This window comes from Armatimonadota bacterium, from assembly GCA_016223145.1.
GTDB lineage: Bacteria > Armatimonadota > Fimbriimonadia > Fimbriimonadales > Fimbriimonadaceae > Nitrosymbiomonas.
The window spans coordinates 106,483-123,903 of record JACRPN010000009.1; the positions used below are offsets into that span (position 1 = coordinate 106,483).

Consider the following 17,421-nt stretch of genomic DNA (forward strand, 5'->3'; position numbering starts at 1 on the left):
GACCCGCGGGAACCCAATCCGCACCCGAAAAACGGAGGGCGGCAGGTTCATCGAGCCTTCGTGCCTGCCCTTTTCGAAATGCGCCCGGATTCCATGAACAGAAGTATGGTTTAGCTTTCGCGATGCTCCAGATACCAGGCAAGAGTCTTGCGAAGACCATCCTCAAGGCGGGTTTCCGCTTGGAAACCCATGATCTCCGACGCACGCGTGCCATCGAGCGCTCGTCTCGGGGCGCCTCCGGGCTTGTCCACGTCCCACACCAGCCGTCCTTCATACCCAACGGTGCTGCAGATGGTCTCGGCAAGCTCCTTGATGGAAGTTTCGCGGCCCGAGCTCAGGTTAAAAACCTCTCCGTTCAGCCCGCGATCCGTCGCGAGCAGCACACCCTTGGCCGCGTCCTGAACATAGAGCAAGTCGCGGGTCTGCGACCCGTCTCCCCAAACGACGATCTCCTCTGCGCCGGCTTCTTTCGCTTCGAGGGCTCGCCGGAGAAGGGCGGGCACCACGTGGGATTTGGCCTCGTCGAAGTGGTCGCCGGGGCCATAGAGGTTGGTCGGGATGATGTAGGTGTAGGAGAGGCCATATTCGCGGCGCAGCCCCTCGGCGAGCGAGAGCAGCTCGCGCTTGGCAAGGCCATAGAAGGAGGTTACTTCTGATGGGAAACCTTCATAAATCTGGGACTCATTGGTAGGAACCGAGGCGTCCTCCGGGTACACGCAGATCGTGGAGACGATCACCACGTGCATTCCGCCGGCCCTGGCGGCGGCTTCCAGCACGTTGAGCCCCATTCGCAGGTTGTCGGCCGCCATGCGTCCGGGGTGGTCCTTGTTTAGCCCGATACCCCCGACAAAGCCCGCGGCATGGATGATCGTGTCGATCCGGTTCTGAGCGAGCCATTCTGCCAAACCTTCGAACCGGAGCAAGTTCAGTTCGGAGCTCGATGGCGCCAAGTGCGCTCTCTCTGCGGCCTGTCGAACGAGATGCCTTCCGAAGAACCCCGAAGCGCCAGTTATGAGGAGATTTCCCATGGTGGTATCGGGCCCGACATGGGCCCGATACCTATTCTGGCCAAACGCGCCGCCAGGACTAGTTGCCGCGGAGGTTCGGGACGCTCAGTCGATAGGAGTCAATCTGAAGTCCCATCGTGTTCAGGTTCACTGGTGTGAATCCGATTTGGGCCGCCGGTGTGCCGCTGAGGATCGAAAAATCCCAATGAAGCGGATCGCGCAGACAAGCCACCGTGTCTACCGCATTATTCGTCACCGAGTTCAGAGTCAGCGAGAAGGCATTGGCCGAATTGATGATGACGCCGCTGTCGAGCAGCACGTTGGTCGATACCAAGTTGCGCTTGGCGTAGCGAAGGTCCTCGGTCGGATAGAGGGGCAGCTTGGGGTATTTGGTCCACGGAGCCTTGGTGACGTCATAGGTGTACAGCCGGTTGTACACGATACCGCCCGGAAGGACCGAGGCTGCGGCCCAGAGCAGCCCGCGAGAGTCCAGCACCATCGAATAGGTGCATCGGAGCATCATGTTGTTCTTGATGACGTTGTCGTTTCCGCCACCATTCTGAACGCCGTTGTAGCAGTCGACCATCACGTTGCCAGTGATCGATGTACCGCTGACGAAGTCGTCCAAATACACGGCGGTGACTCGGTTTACGCTCGCGGAGAGGTCCTGAAGGGCCGGAAGCTTGCGGAACAGGTTGTCCCGCACGACGTTGCCTTGATAGGTTAGGTCGCGCCCAACGTAGACGGCGCCGGTGTCGCCGGTCTCCTTGCAGACGTCAAAGATCTCGTTGCGCTCGACGAGGTGGTCATTGCCGCTGAAGATGACGCCGTATTCCGGCTGATCGTAGATGGCGTTGTTCGCGATGCGCGCGCCGACGCCCTCGACCTGGATACCAGCATCTCCGGTCTGGACGAGCCGCCCGCCCCGGTAGATCTGGTTGTTGAGGATCTGGTTGTTGCTGCTCGTGAGCGTGGCTCGGCTTCCCCCTGAGAGGAAGATGCCGCCATAGCCGGTGTCCCGAATGTCGCAAGCCTGCACCTTTAGATCATTGCCGGTCATCGTGATGGCCCGGTGGCCCAGGTTCTGCATTGCGCAGTTCAGGAACTTGAGGTTCGAGCAGGTGTAGCCGACGATGCCTCCTGCCCGGCTGTTCTTGAAAACAAACCCCTCAAGCGTGATGTTCGAAGCTTGGACGAACTGAACGAAGACCCCTTCGAGCAGGGTCACTTCGGTGTTCTTCGGTGTCCCCGAGTCTTGCGACCAGAAGTACATCTTCCCACCTGCGCGGTCCACATAGTATTCGCCAGGCGCGTCCAGTTCCTCAGGAATGTTGACGAATCGATAGCGCATCTTCGCCTTGATGTTGTAAGGGGGTGCGCTTGCCAGCGTTACCACGCCCAAGGCCCTGTCATAGCCTGCAAGGGCGATCGTATGGTCGGCCCAGTGGTTGCCAAAGTAGCCCTGCACCCAAACGTCGGAGAGCGACCTCCACGAGGCGGGCCTTGCCGCGTCGCTCTGAAAGACCGCAGAACCCACCTTGGCGTTGACTTTTGCCCAGCCCGTGTTCGGCCAGGCGGCAAGCCGTGTCGGGGAGCCGTTCTGAACCAGCTCAAGAGGGGCGGGGCCCATGGTTTGCCAGGCGCCGCGCGGCTTAAGGGTGCCGGCATTCGGCACCCCGGCAGCTGAGAGGCTCAGCTCGTAGATGTAGGGCGCTGCGGCGGGACTGAAGCGGCTCATCATCCCCGGGTCGGACGCCTTTGCCCAGCCGGAAACCGGCATGCCCCCGTCGAAGACGGCCCCACGAGGTGTTTGGGAGCGAAAGATGATCGGTCCCGTGGAAGTCCCCGAGTCGGTGTTTCCGAGGGTCAGGGTTGAGGACATTGCGTAGCGCCCGGGCAAGAACTGTACGACTGCTCCCTGCGAGGAGAGCAAGTTCTGGGACCGCAGCAGCCTAAGGCGCGCCTTGGCGCCCTCAAAAGTTCGGAGGGGCCCGTTGGTGTTTGTGCTATTCGGGCTGGAGAGCGTCCCAGCCCAGGAGTCGTTGCCGTTGGTCGCGACATAGAGGGTCGTGGGCGCACCGAGGGCGCCGGCAGACAGTACGAAGGTCAGCAGTCCCAGAAGGACGCGGACGGGAGAGCGAAGCAGGGGTTTGGGGGTCCCCTTTCGGAAAGAACAGAACTGAATCATGGTCACCTTTGCCAAGCAAATGAGCGCTCGTCGCGAGGGCGCGCGACGGCAGCTGCAACGGTGCAGCAAAGCAAGAAGCCATCAGCCAGTCCATCCGATACGCCAGTGGAGATTGCTTGGCCCCGACGGCGTTGTCGAGGCCAAGCGCTTTGCGTTTTTTTGGCCAGGACCTGGTTGCAGGTTCTGTCCCAAAGAGGGTCAGGGCAATCCTTGGATGGACTGCGTTCGAAGGTCGGGCACGGTCAGGCGATAGCTGTCCGCGACCAGACCCATCGTCGAGGGAAGGATGTCGGTGAACGGAATCGTCGAGGCATTGGACCCATTGACGACCTTGAAGTCGTAGTTCGCCGGATTCATGAGCGCGGCCTTGCCGTCAGACACATTGCTCGCGACCGTGTTCGGCGACACCAGAAAGACGCTGTCTGAGACGATCTGGCCAGAGTCGATGTAGAGGTTGTACCGAAGCAGGTTGCGCTCCGGAACGCGCAGGTCGCTGGACAAATAGCCGGACAGAAAGGCGTATTTGGTCCAAGGCGGCGTGTTCAGATTGAACGCTTGCAGGCGCGTGTAAACCGTGCCGCCAGGTTGGACGGCAGCCGAGGCCCAAGTCATGCCACGTCCGTCGGCGACGATGCTCTCCGACGTGTCGATGAACATGTTGTTCGTGGCCTTGTTGTCCTTGCCGCCACCGATAAGGAGGCCCGACGAGCAGCGCACGAACGCGTTGCCCGTGACGGTAACGCCGCTCATAAAGTCGTCGAGATAGACCCCGACCACGCGGCAGATCTCGGAGTTGGCCTGCTTGGCGACGACATCCCGAATCAGGTTGTTTCGAACGATGTTGCCCTGCATGGTCATGTCGCGGCCGATGTAGATCGCGCCAGTGTCGCCCGTCTCCAGGCACACTCGAAAGATCTCGTTGTTCTCGATGACGATGTCATTCCCGGAGAAAAGAACCCCGTACTCGGGGATGTCGTAGATCGCGTTGTTTGCGACCCTGGTGCCCACGCCCAAAACCTGGATGCCCGCTTCGGAGCTTGGCACCAGTCGGCAAGTGTCATGAACCTGGTTATTGGTGATGACGTTGTTGTCGGGTGTCAACGTGGCGCGATCGCCGCCGGAGACGTAGATGCCTCCGTAACCGGTGTTGCGGATGTCGTTGGCGTGGATGAGGCACCCGTTGCCGATCATGTAGAGCGCGCGGTTGCCGAGGTTCTTGAACTCGCAGTTGACAACGTCGATGTCGTTGCTCGAATACGCCACGAGGCCGTGCCCTCGCCCGTTCTTGAATACAAACCCTTCAAACCTCATGTTGGATGCTGAGGCAAACTGCACGAGCGGGCCCTCTAGGAGGGTCACTTCGGTCTTGGCGGACCCGATCGGGCCGATGGGCCAGTAGTAGATTCGACTCAGGGTTCGATCGACGAAGTACTCGCCAGGTCGGTCGAGTTCCTCTAGGGCGTTGATAAGCCGATACCGCATGCCTTCCTTGATCCCGTAGCTGGGGCTAAGGGCGAGCGAGATCGCGCCGGTGGCTCGGTTGTAGGAGCTGATGGGAAAGGTGTAGTCAGCCCAGTTGTTGCCGAAGAAGCCCTGGCACCAGGTGTCGGAAAGGGACTGCCAGGCTCTTGAGCGCTGGGAGCCCGCTTTGAACGAATTGGAGCTTGTGGCCTGCCCGATGGTGGCCCAGCCATACTGCGGCCAGGAGGCGAGATTGGCTGGAGAGTCATCGACGAGCAACTCCAGCGGCGCGGGGGTCACCGACATCCAGGCGCCTCTTGCTTTAAGCGTCCCCAAGTTCGAGACTCCCTGTCCCGCGAGGTCGGCGCAGAGCACGCGCTTGGCGGCAGACGCCGGCAGACGCTTGAGAACGGTCTTGTCCTTGACCATGAACCAGGCGCTGATCGTCTTCCCCGCATCCAGGATCGCGCCGCGCGGGACGACCGACTTGTAGACGATCGGGGCGGCAGCCGTTCCGGAATCAGCGGCGCCAAAACCAAGCGTCGCAGACAGCTTGTAGGTGCCCGGCATCACGAGAACTTGGGCACCTTCTGCGGAAAGCGAGTTCGACTGCTTGAGCTGGCGGATGCGTGTCTTCGCGCCCTCGAGCGTGGCCTTAGGGCCGTCGGTCTGCTGCGCGTTTGGCGCGCTCAAGGAGCCCGACCAGGTGTCCTTGCCGTTAGGCGACACATAGATCGTTGTCGGCGTGGCCAGGCCAATCGCTGCCAATGCGCCGATCAGTGCCGTCAGTGCAGTCTTCGAGTTTGTGCGCCGGTGAGAGCCACCCCATCGCGGCACATGAGTTCGCAGTACCCAAGCCATGCTTTCTGTATTCCGTTGCAGGCTCAAATGGACGCCCGTACATATGCCATTCCAACGAAATGAAGGGGCCGTCTCAACGTGCCACCGTCGCACTCAACGTGCGAGCACGCCCCGGGGGCTGCCCGGCAAGACTGCCGGTATGCTACGCGAGCAAAGCTGGAGCGGCAGCCAGAGCGGGCTCGCGTCGGTATTCAGAAGGCGATCAATGAGAGTTGCGGTAGTTGGGGCGGGTTATGTGGGTCTAGTCACGGCGGTTGTGCTGGCGGATATGGGGAACGATGTCATTTGTGTGGACAACGACCCAGAGAAAGTCGCGAAGCTGAGGAACGGAGTTTCTCCCATCTTCGAGCCCGGGGTCGAGGAACTGCTGAAGCGCGGACTCGCCGAGGGGTTCCTTTCGATTTCCGATTCTGTCGAGGATGCGACGCGCAAGAGCGATATCGTATTCATCGCGGTCGGCACGCCTCCGGGCGTGGATGGCTATCCCGACCTCAGCGCCGTGCGCAGCGTGGCCGCCCAGATCGGCCGCAGCATCGACAAGAGGACCGTTGTCGTGAACAAGTCCACCGTCCCGGTGGGCAGCGGGAGCCTGGTGGAAGACGTGATCCTGGAGCAGGGCGCGGACGGGGGTCTGTTCGACGTCGTCAGCAACCCAGAATTCCTGCGGGAAGGCTCGGCGGTCAACGACACGCGCTTCCCGGATCGCATCGTCATTGGGGCAAAGTGCAAGGATGCGGCGGTCCGTCTGGTTGAGCTCTATGCCCCACTCGAAAAGCCCTTCATCGTCACCGATCTCGTCAGCGCCGAGATGATCAAGTACGCCAGCAACAGCTTTCTGGCGATGAAGATCAGCTATATCAATGCCATCAGCCGGCTTTGCGAGGCCTGCGGCGGCAACGTGGACGACGTCGCCCGTGGTATGGGAACCGATGCCCGGATCGGCCCACAGTTCTTAAACGCCGGCCTCGGCTGGGGTGGGAGCTGCTTCCCAAAGGACCTTCTTGGCCTTTACAAGATCGCCCAGCACCATGGTTACGACTTCCACCTCTTGAAGTCTGTGATGGACATCAACGAAGACCAAACCCTGCACGCGCTCGGCCGGCTGGAAGAGAAGCTCGGGACCTTCGAAGGGAAGACCATCGGCCTGATGGGGCTCTCATTCAAGCCCAACACCGACGACATCCGCGACGCGAAGTCGCTGGTCATTATCGACGAGGTGCTCAAGCGCGGCGGCCGCGTCCAGGCCTTTGATCCAATCGCCTCTTCTAAGGTCGAGAAGCTCTTTCCCGACGCGCACTATGTGAAGTCAGTCTTCGATGTGTCGAAAGACGCAGACGCGCTCATCCTCGTGACCGAGTGGAACGAGTTCCGCCAGATCGATCTGGCGCGGCTGGCGGCTCCAATGCGCAACAGAGTGCTCTTCGACGGCCGACGCATCTACAAGAAGGCTGCTGTCGAAAAGGCGGGCTTTGAGTACATGAGCGTCGGCAGTTGACGCGAGCCAGCGCCAGCGGTTTGATGGCCAACCCTATGAGAAGATGCCCCCAAAGCGGCCCTCTGGTATCAGCCGGTAATATTGCCTTAGTTCGCCAGAGCCTCGACCTGTTATCGCTGGTGAAAGCGCTCCGTCAGGCCGAGTATCAGATGGGTGCGTCGAGATCACGACGCCATCGCGGGGGAATCACCTATGCCTCGCGCAGGCCATCGTCAATGGCGCCTTGGAGTTCCAGAATTGAAACGACAGATTCTTGAGAGAATTAGCAACAAAACTGCAAAAATCGGCATAGTCGGCCTAGGGTATGTGGGCCTGCCGCTCGGGCTCCGCTACGTTGAATCCGGCTTTGAAGTCCTTGGTTTCGACATAGACCCGAAGAAGATCGAAGCTCTTGGCAAGGGCGAGAGCTATATCCGTCATATCGGGGAAGACAGAGTTCGAGACGCTGCGCAATCAGGCAAGTTGGCGGCAACCACCGACTTTTCGCGTATTGGCGAAGTTGACACGGTCATTTTGTGCGTCCCGACCCCCCTGGGCCAGCACCTAGAGCCCGACATGACGTACATCGTCAGCTCCCTAGATAGGGTCCAGCCTTTTCTGCGGCCGGGCCAAATGATGTCCTTGGAATCGACCACCTACCCGGGGACCACGAGGGAGCTTGTCGCGCCTTGTGCCGAAAGGGCCGGGTTGAAGATCGGCGAAGACATCTTCATCGTGTTCTCACCCGAGCGTGAAGACCCGGGCAACCAGAAGTTCTCGACAGGAAACACGCCCAAAGTGGTTGGCGGCATGACTCCGGCTTGTGTTGAAGTGGGTGTAGCAGTCTATGAGGCAGCCATCGACAAGGTGGTCCCGGTTTCGTCGCCCGACGTTGCCGAAATGACGAAGCTCCTCGAGAATATCTATCGCGCGGTAAACATCGGGTTGGTGAATGAACTCAAGATCTGCTGCGATCGGATGAACATCGACGTGTGGGAGGTCATCGATGCTGCCTCCTCGAAGCCGTTCGGCTTCACTCCCTTCTACCCGGGTCCCGGGCTTGGAGGCCACTGCATCCCGATCGACCCGTTCTATCTGACTTGGAAAGCGAAGGAATACAACTTCGAGACTCGATTCATCAGCTTGGCCGGCGAGATCAATCGAGCGATGCCCGAGTTCGTGATTGAAAAGGTGAAAGATGCATTGAACGCCCGCGAGAAGTCCGTGAGAGGCTCCAAGGTCCTTGTGCTTGGGCTTGCCTACAAGAAGAACATTGACGATGTTCGGGAGTCACCTTCCGTTGAACTGATGACGATGCTCCTGGACCTTGGCGCCAAGGTCTCCTACGCTGATCCGCTCATGCCGGAGACGCCAAAAATGCGAAGGTACGACTTGGGCCTGAAGAGCGTTGATGTGACACCGGAATCCGTAAAGGAGTTTGACGTTGTGTTGATTGCCACCGACCATGACATCTTTGACTACGCGATGATTCAGAAGTCGGCAAAGCTCATCATCGATACTCGTGGCCGGTACCGGGGCGAATTCCCCAACGTGGTCAAGGCCTAGGGGTGGGCCAATCAGCGCTTTGAGGAAGACCTAAGAGCTTGCGCGATATGCGAGGCAACGCGCTTTGGAGTCCAGAGAACCGTTGTGGGAGTTGGGGGAAAGCCACCCGTGAGGCCTTTGCGAAGGACCGCACAAAACTCATCAGGGTTCGTCGGATCGAAAATCTGACCCGACGGGAGTAGTTCTTCCGCGCAGCCGGCAAATTTCGATGCGATGACGGGTGTTCCGGTAAATATCGCCTCATTGACGACCAATCCCCAAACGTCGTCCAAGGTAGGCAGAACCATCAGGTCTGCGCGGCGATAGAGTGCCGGCATCTCTTCAAGAGGCACCTCGTTCAGAAAGAGGAGATCCTCAAGCCCGGATTCTTGAGCCTGCCGCTGCAAGTTTTCTCGCTCCGGTCCATCCCCTGCCAGCACAAGGCGAAACCTCGTTCCCTCTTTGCGGATCGTCGCACAAGCTCGGAGGAGAAGGTCTATTCCTTTGAGCCGCACCAATCTGCCCACATAGAGCAGAACCGTGCCGTCGAATCCAACGTCTGCCTTCGGCCCATCCAGTGTGAAGATGCCCGGGCTGACGCAGTTCTGGATCTGGCAAATCCGGTCCGGCTTCACGCCGAGCTGAAGCAAGTAGTCAGTGGAAGTCTTCCCATAACTAACATACCGGGCTCCCGCCAGCACGAAGCACTTGCGAATAACCTTCTTCGCGAAGCCCACATCCCGCTCGCTGTGGGGTGTGCCGCCCCACCAAATCCAAAAGGGCTTTCGCGCGATCTTTGAATAGGCCATGCAGAGCGCGGACCGGACTCCCATCTCGATCGAGAGGACGAAGTCTGGACGCGCTTTGCGCAGCTGCTTGAGCAGGTCGAGCTGTACTTGGAAATAGCGTTGGTCCCTTGCCCCGAGCTTGTTTCGCTTGGTCCATGGAATCGTGATCGAGTGATCGATAACGACACGATACGGGGCTGCACCTTCCTCGTATTTCTTCCAGGAGGCCCTGTTGGCATGCCCGCCCGAAACGAGGAGCGTCACATCAAGTTCTTCGGCGAGCGCTTCGTAAACGGGAACGCGATATGGGGCAACCACGTTCGTTGCGATCAGCAGCCGGGGTTTGGCTTTCGAATCCGGGGAGTTCATGGAGCTTGGGGAACGATGAAGTATGGCACGGCAAGTCGATCGTGCTTCAGCCCGGGGGGTTGGACGGGCCGTGTCAGACTCATGGCAGGAAAGAGGCCCAATGGAACAAGAGCTGGCGATGGATGGGGAACTGCGGGGCAAGGCGGTGCGTTGGAGCACACGGGCGCAAGGATTACGGTAATTCGTGTTCTCCAGGCGTTGCCAACTGTCCGTGTTTGATCCGTTGGTATCCTCAGGGACTGTAAATGCCTCAGGATGTGAAAGGAAGATGCCGAGAATTGGCCTAAACAGGGTCAAAGGTATAATCCACCCCGTTCCTCACCGGTCACCGGTCGGAGCAGGGCCATGTTGCCTTTGGGCCGACGCCGAACGACAGGGCACAAAACACAGTCCCATTGATCAGGTTCTCTTGCGATGTATAAGGTTCACTTTCGTCGAATAGCCTTCTTCGGGGTTCTAGGTCTGATTGCAGGACTCGTCCTGTCTGTACTAAGCCCCAAAATCTATGAAGCTCAGACGGGCTTGATCGTCGGGACGTCCATGAGGGTAGGGGCATCGAGCGTTCCGGACGACGTGGCCAACATCCTGTATCCTGGCGTGGCCCAGGACCCCATGAGCGAATCGGACCTCCTTCGGGGGCAGGGCGTGTTCTTCCGGGCGCTTCAAAACGTCGCGGACCGTCGCGGAGACCCCGGCTTGGTGAACAAGTTCCAGGAGCTCTATGCGACCTACGACGTCCAGAACCAGCGACAGGTCAACCTGATTTCCAACATTGCGATTTTGTCGGTCAAATACACCGATCCCCAGCTTGCGGCGGACATCGCCAACGAGATCGCCGTGGTCTATAACGAGACCCGGCGTCGAACCATGAACGAGCGCGTGGCAAAAGCCGTGGATTACGTCAACGGCAACGTGTCGGCGCTGCAAATCAAGCTGAAAGAAGCTGACAAGGCCCTCGAGGACTATCGTCTCAAGAACAGAGTCGCCCAGTGGGAGACCGCGCAGGGTGCCGTAACGAACGCAACGTTCGCCTTCGCCAAAGAGGTCAGCGACACGATGGCGGGCATCGGCCAGCTTGAAGGTGAGCTCCAATCCGACAAGAGGCTCCTAAAGGACCTCTCGGCGCGCCACAAGAGCCAAGTCCAGACCACCCGCAACCCGGTGGTCCAGCAACTGGAGGGCTATCTCACCGACCTTCAGAAGAGGCGCGCCGAACTAGCGGGACGCTATATGGACGATGCTCCAGCGGTGCGGGAACTGGACGCAGCCATTCAAGACATACAGGGGCGGCTGACGCGCGAGCGGACCAACAACCCTGACGTGATCGCCGGTTCGCTTGACAATTTGGACACCGTGACGGAGCAGGTGCGCTTGAGGGTCGCCACCAACGAATCGCGCCTCAAGGGCCTTAAGCGGGCTTTGACCCAGCAGCAGCAGGCGGCCCAGGTCAATGAAAACCAGAAGAACTCGATCATCCTAGACAGCTCTGCGATCCGTGAGCTCGAGCGCGAGCGAGCCATCTTGGAGGGCAGCTACTCCCGCTATAAGAGCGTCGCCGAAGAGCTTGTGACGCGAGAGAACACTGCGGCAGCCGCGGCGGAGGTGTTCTTCGACGCCGTTCCTCCTCGAGAACCTGTCGCGCCAGACGCAGTGAAGCTGACCTTGATCTGCCTGGTCGCAGGGATTTGCCTTGGAACGGTCTACAGCTTCAGCCTGGAAACGATGAAGGTCCGAATCCATACGGCCTCCCAGCTTCACGATCTTACGGGACTGCCGGTGGTCGCCTCCATGCCCATTCTGACTCGAGGTACGCCGAGGCAGCGAACGATGGCCCTCGCGCAAGGAAACAAGGGTCCGAGCGAGGCCTTTCGATACCTGGCGATCTCGTTGCTGGCCTCGGAAAGCTCCGACCTTGGCTCCGCCGTATTCACGAGCGTTACCGGAGTCAATCGGGCCCAGCCGGCGACTGAGTTTGCGATTGCATCGGCGAAGATGGGCAAGCGCGTGCTGCTCGTGGACTGCGATTTCGGCGACAGCCTGATCTCGTCCGCATTCGAAATGTCGGACAAGTCCGGTGTGGCTGAAATGCTCTCCAAAGCGGCTCTGCCTTCCGGAGATTCGGATGCCATCGGATATGCGACCAAGCACAGCGGGCTTTCCGTCTTGCCAGTTGGCGAAACCGGCGGCTCCGTGGTCTCCGACTTCGGCCTGACAACACTGGCCACGCTCGCAGCCGGGCTTCAAGAGAGGTTCGACTTGGTCGTGTACGTGGTCCCAGCTTGCGACGGATCGTCTGACGCGGCATTGATCGGTTCTCAGGTGGACCAAGTGTTCCTGGTGGTGTCTGCACGAAGGACGCCATTCCGGAACATCCCGATGGCTTGTGAACTGATGAAGCGCGCCGGAGCCAAGGAAGTCGGCGTCGTGCTGGCTGAAGCGACGCCGGGCGAGGAGCCGTTCACCGGCCAAGCCGGACGATCGGCGGCTTAGGAACTCCGTACAGCATGGCGATCACCGCAGCCCCAACACGACCTGTACTCGGCCAAAAGGCCGGACAGGACGTGAACGTCGGGTTCATCTGGTGGGCGCACATTTTGGTGGTTCTGCCATTCGCGGGCTCGTATGTGTTCGCCAACTTTCTTCAGGCCGTCACGATTATCCGAAACGGATCGGTCGTCCTTGGTGCCCTGTGGCTGGTTATCGCGTTTGTGCGATACCGCGTTCAAGCGCGGTGGTGTCTCCCCGTTGCGCTTCTCCTGTTTCTTCAGATTTGGGGAACGTTCAGCTCGGCGTTCGTATCGGCGACGTTTGGGCGCAGCATCCCGTTCAACTATGCGGACCTGCTGTTCCTGCGCTACATCTATATGTTCTTCGTGGCCTCGATTCTGATCCAGATTCAGCCGAGCCAACGACTTCACCTGATGCGCACGATCATCGTCGTGTGCGGCGCAAACGCCCTCGTCCAGTACCTGCAGTTCGTTCACTTCGCACCGGCGTTTGCCCTATCTCAGGCCGACACTCTAGGTTACGACCTGCAGAACTGGGACCAGCGCGCCGGAACGCGGGCGGCAGGTTTCTACACATTTAGCGGCAACAGCGCGTTACCGGATGCGCTGGTGGCCGCGTGGTTCGTGGGCCAGCTCGCGGTGCGAAAGCTCTCGGCCTGGGAGCATTTCGGCTTCTTCTTCTTTGTGGGCGGCTCGTTCATTGCGCAAGCCCGCACCCACCTTCCGGGGCTCCTACTGGTCTTTGCCTTTTATCTCTTCTTCCTCATTCGCAGTGAACGCGAGAGGGCGCCTGCGATCATCTCGGGGATCTTCGCAGGCATTGGAGTGCTCCTCGCCGTAGCATACAACCGACTTGCCTACATTTTTGGCGAGAGCTTCCTCAGTGCGGCGAACCTGAGATACCGCTCCTCGGTCGCCTGGAACCAAGCCAACGCGATCCTCAAGGACTTCCCTTGGACGGGTGTGGGCCCAGACCCGTCCGTCATCTCGAACCGTTCGATCTTCGCGGACAAGTATTCCTTGGAGCGCGCTCTGGAGCAAGGCTGGTTGGCACTTCAGGCGCAATTCGGCGTCGTCGGTCTCCTCCTTGGCATGATCGCCATTGGAGCCACGATCTTCTCGCCGATGCTCATCCTCCCCAAACCGCAGGAAAGCGCGCAGCGGAAGGGACTCGTGATCTCCCTGGCTCTGATGGCGACGTGCATCGCCCTGGGGATGATGGGCAACACGGTGCTGCACTGGGAGACCTCGTTCTATGTCTTCCTGCTGACTGCAGGACTCTTCATGCGCACCACTCAAGAGCAAAGCGACTTCACGCAGGCCAGCTACGGCCTCAAGGCGTAATACGCAAGAAACGGCAGCGAACCAACCACTGTGAGCCGAATCAAAGACGCCGCCATCCTCACTTCCGCCAAGGTCGTGGCAATGGTGATGCAGGTCCTCGCCATTGGGACTTATGTCAGAGTCCTTGGAAACAGCTCTTTTGGCGTTTTCGACTACTTTACGGTCGTCATGGCGTACGTGGCCCTCATCGAGCTGGGCGTGATCAATGCCTTTCAGCGCGAAGTTCTTGACTGCATGGCCACCGAGCGCCGACGCGAGGTTCCCTCGGTCTGCAAGTTGGTTTCCAAGCTGCTGTTGTTGGCGGCTCTGGCCGGCGTTCCGATTTATGCCGCCGTGTCGAAGTGGCTCCCCTTCGGGTTTCAAGGCGTACACAGCGGCGATCTCAGGCTCTTTGCCACGGTGGCCTGGTTCCACCTTGCCGGAACGCTGGCCCTCATGGCCCTAAACGCGCTGCTCACCGGCGCCTCGGCTTTCACGAGGCTCGGGATTCTGACGGCGTCGAACGGTCTGGCCGTGCCAGGACTCGGGATGGTTGGCGCGGTGGTCTCCAGGACTCCGGAGGGCGTGCTGATCGGCATGGCCTCCGGCTTAGTGTTCAGTGTGGGACTTGGGCTCGTGCTGACGAGGCCGTTTTGGGGAATTCCAGACTCCGTTCCCATCAGTACACCCGAGGTCGCGAAACGGCTCTTCGGTGTAGGTATCCGCGCTTACCCGGCACGTCTCAGCGCCTCGCTGGCAGGCTCCTTGGACCGCGTGATCATTGCAAACGTGATGCCAGGCGTGCTTACGACCTATGCCCTGTGCTTCCGGGTGGCCCAGTTCTTCCAGGAGCTGCTCGTCCCGATCTACCAGATGATGTTTCCGCCGATCTCGGCAGCCGTCGTTCGGCAAGAGGCCGATCGTGCTCGAACGATCGAACGGAACATCCTGGCGGGCGCGGCGCTTGGCACCTCGTGCGCCCTTGTCGGGGGAGGCTACGGTCTTTCGATCGTCAGGATTTGGAGTGGCAGCGACGTGCTTCCGGGAGTGGCGGCAGCCACCTTCTGGCTTGGACTATGCAAAGCCTCCGACCTGGTAGCCAACATCACGGGGATCGCACACTTTGCCCAAGGCAGGATGGACCGTTTGATCCCCTTCTTCGCCACCAACATGACCCTGACCGCCCTGCTGACGGCTCCAATGGTTCGATGGTTCGGGATCGGCGGCGTCGGCGCGATGAACGCGTGCCTTTCTGTGGCTCTATTGATTCCACTGGTCTTCACGGTGAGGAACCGAGTCGCACCAGATCTGCGGGTTTGGCGGGTGCTCCTTACGTTCTTCTGCACGCTAGCCTGTGGGGCATCGATTTCACTGGTTGCGGCGTGGGGCGCGTCTCAAATGTCCGGCACGTGGGCTCATGTGGGTTGGCTGCTGACGGCGCCGCTTGCCGTGGGGCTCTGCTTCGCCCTCGAGATCAAGCTGCTGCGTATCCCTGTTCCTTCCGCCTTACGGAGGCGTTTGCCCCGTATTGCCGCATGGCTTGGATCGAACGATCCATCCGTCCCGGAGCCCTAGATCGTTCGCCGCAGCACCGGGACTTTGGAGATACCAATTGCCATGACCAGGGCCAAGAGGAAGGCCCCTGCCGACGCGAGAGGGATCGATGCCCCAGCCAGGAAGCGGCTCGGGCTGAGCGGCGATTGCCCGATCACTCCCAGGATCGCTGCGTGGATCAAATAGACGCCAAACGTGAGTCCTGCGGTCGACTTTGCGAAGTTGGCGGCCCGCCCGGGCAAGGTCCAGTCTTTGAGCAAGTACATCATCGCGATCGAGCATGGGATGACCGTCACGCTGAAGTAGCCATAGAAGTAGTCGTAGTTCGTCTGCCCACGTTGAGACAGCACGGCGAAGTAGCCACCGGCGGTCGCGCAGCAGAAGAGCAGCCAGGCGGCGGCGAGCATGGCCTTTGAGGGTTTCCTTTTGTCGGTTCGCACCAAGTAGCCCATGAGGAAATAGGGGAGGTACGAAAGGAACCAGAGTGGAAAGGGTCCCGAGCCTATCTGGTTGTATTCTCGATACCCTTGTACGCCCGCCGCGTAGACGAACAACACGGCCGTTAAGATCGACAGCTCACTCCGGCTGCATCCTGCCACGACTTTTCGCAGGTACGGCGTGAACAGGTATAGGAACACCAGCATGAACATGAACCACATGTGATAGTAAGGAGCCCCGTCCAGCAGGCTCCCCAGGAGTTCTTGTGGACTCACGGGATGGCCCTTCGCCCGCTCGCGGAGGGCGGTCCAGCCCAGATAGAATGCCGACCAGAAGAGCGTCGGGACAAGGATCCTCGACATTCTCTTGCCATAGAAGGTGCTGAGCGACTCTTGTTTGGAGGGGTCCAGGAGGAGTGCGCCGCTGATCATCACCAGCACGGGCACGCACCACCGGCTGAGGGCGTCCCAAGCGTTCGCAAACCACCAGGCCATCGATCCGATCGCGTGGTCTTCCATCACGGGCGCTGAAGCATGGATGACCACAACGGCAAACAGCGCAACGATGCGCGCGCTATCAAGCCAAGCGATGGATGCCTTGGGTTCTTGGGAGGGTGTGGCCATGATACGGAATGTGTCGAGATTCTTTTCAGTCTATCAAGTCAAAGGTGTAGCAGGGCTCCTGATAGGGACGAAGCAACCGCCTTCCTTTGTCGCAATCGGCGGCCAGAGAACGCAGGTACATTCCTTTTCATGCCCAACAGCCCCAAGGCCACGCCCCTTTGCATCCTGACCCCTGTTATCGGGCAAGCCTCGGAGACCTTCGTTCGCGGGCACGTCGAGGAGGTCTTGTCTGGCGGGACCAGCGTGGTATGCCTCAGAAGGCAGACCGCGAGCAAGAGGGCCTGGGACGCGTCGGGTCCGGTTCTTGAGCTTGAGGGCGACGCTCCCAAATGGGTGCGCCTGTGGCGGCGGATCTACCGCCTCACGCTTGGCAAGGCCGCCGAGGCCAAGAAGATTGCGCGCTTTCTGAAGGAGCACCAGGTCGAAGCGGTGATGGTGGAGTATCTCGACGTCACCTGGAGATACCTCCCCGCGCTCAAGGCGGCGGGCGTCCGCGTCTACGGCAGGGGGCTTGGCTACGACGTCAGTTCGTACCTCAAGGACCCCAAGTGGGTGGAACGGTATCAGGCACTGAATGCGATTGACGGTATTTTCGTCGTATCTTCGCACCTGAAGGACCGTCTGGTGAAAGTCGGGATCAAGGATTCGATCATCGAGACCATCCCGTGCGGCAGCCACTATAGGGCTGAATGGAGGGAGCGAACGCGCGGCCCCGAGTTTCGGCTGGTCGCCGTGGGTCGTTTGGTAGGCAAGAAAGCTCCCCACTTGACGATCGAGGCCGTTTCGATGGCACTCAAGACCTGCCCCAACATGCGGCTCGACCTGGTGGGCTACGGCGCCCTGATGTCCGAGTGCCTGGCGGCCGTAGAGCGGTTGGGGGTCGGCTCGCAAGTCACCCTTCACGGGGCCAAGCCGCACACCTTTGTGGGTGAACTCATGGCCAAGGCGGACCTGTTCGTCCAGCACAGCCGCGTCGACCCCGAAACGGGCGACGAAGAGGGTCTTCCGGTCGCCGTGCTGGAAGCGATGTCCATGGGTTTGCCGGTGGTTTCAACTCGCCATGCGGGCATCATGGACGCCGTCGTCGAGGGCAAGACGGGAATCCTGGTGGATGAGGGGGACCTGTCTGGAATGGCGGCGGCGATCGAGCGGCTTTACAACTCGCAACAAGAATGCCTCACGATGGGAAAGGCCGGATATGAGAGGGTGCAAGCGGGGTTTTCGTTCGAGGTCGAGCGCCGCAGGCTTTTGGAGTGCATGGGGCTCGATAGCTGAGGGGCGCT

At 60.0% G+C, this 17,421-nt stretch carries 11 protein-coding genes; 6 read left to right on the plus strand and 5 right to left on the minus strand.

The window, feature by feature from the left end; genetic code table 11:
• Positions 1-110: 110 nt before the first annotated feature.
• From HZC36_07600 to HZC36_07610, 3 genes are all read right to left on the minus strand, one after another.
• The gene (locus HZC36_07600) at positions 111-1,028 is read right to left on the minus strand and encodes an NAD-dependent epimerase/dehydratase family protein (GenBank protein MBI5706839.1); all 918 of its coding nucleotides are present in this window, start codon (positions 1,026-1,028) and stop codon (positions 111-113) included.
• A 58-nt stretch (positions 1,029-1,086) separates the two neighbouring features.
• Positions 1,087-3,195, minus strand: a complete 2,109-nt coding sequence (locus HZC36_07605) for a right-handed parallel beta-helix repeat-containing protein (GenBank protein ID MBI5706840.1) — start codon at positions 3,193-3,195, stop codon at positions 1,087-1,089.
• A 198-nt stretch (positions 3,196-3,393) separates the two neighbouring features.
• The gene (locus HZC36_07610) at positions 3,394-5,517 is read right to left on the minus strand and encodes a right-handed parallel beta-helix repeat-containing protein (GenBank protein MBI5706841.1); all 2,124 of its coding nucleotides are present in this window, start codon (positions 5,515-5,517) and stop codon (positions 3,394-3,396) included.
• A 205-nt stretch (positions 5,518-5,722) separates the two neighbouring features.
• Between HZC36_07610 and HZC36_07615 the strand changes: the two genes are divergently transcribed.
• Positions 5,723-7,012, plus strand: coding sequence for a UDP-glucose/GDP-mannose dehydrogenase family protein (locus tag HZC36_07615; protein MBI5706842.1), 1,290 nt, complete (start codon positions 5,723-5,725; stop codon positions 7,010-7,012).
• Between the two features lie 192 nt (positions 7,013-7,204).
• A complete protein-coding gene (locus HZC36_07620; protein ID MBI5706843.1) occupies positions 7,205-8,557 on the plus strand; it encodes a nucleotide sugar dehydrogenase in 1,353 nt (450 codons plus the stop codon).
• Between the two features lie 11 nt (positions 8,558-8,568).
• Here HZC36_07620 and HZC36_07625 read toward each other — a convergent pair whose 3' ends face one another.
• On the minus strand, positions 8,569-9,693 hold the full coding sequence (locus HZC36_07625; protein MBI5706844.1) for a glycosyltransferase: 1,125 nt from the start codon (positions 9,691-9,693) through the stop codon (positions 8,569-8,571).
• Positions 9,694-10,107: 414 nt separating this feature from the next.
• On the opposite strand from HZC36_07625, the gene HZC36_07630 reads away from it, so the two are divergent.
• From HZC36_07630 to HZC36_07640, 3 genes are read left to right on the plus strand one after another with little or no spacing between them, the layout of a single operon-like run.
• Positions 10,108-12,183: a hypothetical protein gene (locus tag HZC36_07630; protein ID MBI5706845.1), complete on the plus strand. Its 2,076-nt coding sequence runs from the start codon at positions 10,108-10,110 to the stop codon at positions 12,181-12,183.
• Positions 12,184-12,197: 14 nt separating this feature from the next.
• Positions 12,198-13,544, plus strand: a complete 1,347-nt coding sequence (locus HZC36_07635) for an O-antigen ligase family protein (protein MBI5706846.1) — start codon at positions 12,198-12,200, stop codon at positions 13,542-13,544.
• A 30-nt stretch (positions 13,545-13,574) separates the two neighbouring features.
• The gene (locus HZC36_07640) at positions 13,575-15,098 is read left to right on the plus strand and encodes a hypothetical protein (protein ID MBI5706847.1); all 1,524 of its coding nucleotides are present in this window, start codon (positions 13,575-13,577) and stop codon (positions 15,096-15,098) included.
• Here the strand turns inward: HZC36_07640 and HZC36_07645 are convergent.
• On the minus strand, positions 15,095-16,138 hold the full coding sequence (locus HZC36_07645) for an acyltransferase family protein (GenBank protein MBI5706848.1): 1,044 nt from the start codon (positions 16,136-16,138) through the stop codon (positions 15,095-15,097). The genes HZC36_07640 and HZC36_07645 overlap by 4 nt on opposite strands.
• 129 nt (positions 16,139-16,267) lie before the next feature.
• On the opposite strand from HZC36_07645, the gene HZC36_07650 reads away from it, so the two are divergent.
• A complete protein-coding gene (locus HZC36_07650; protein MBI5706849.1) occupies positions 16,268-17,413 on the plus strand; it encodes a glycosyltransferase family 4 protein in 1,146 nt (381 codons plus the stop codon).
• Positions 17,414-17,421 lie beyond the last annotated feature (8 nt).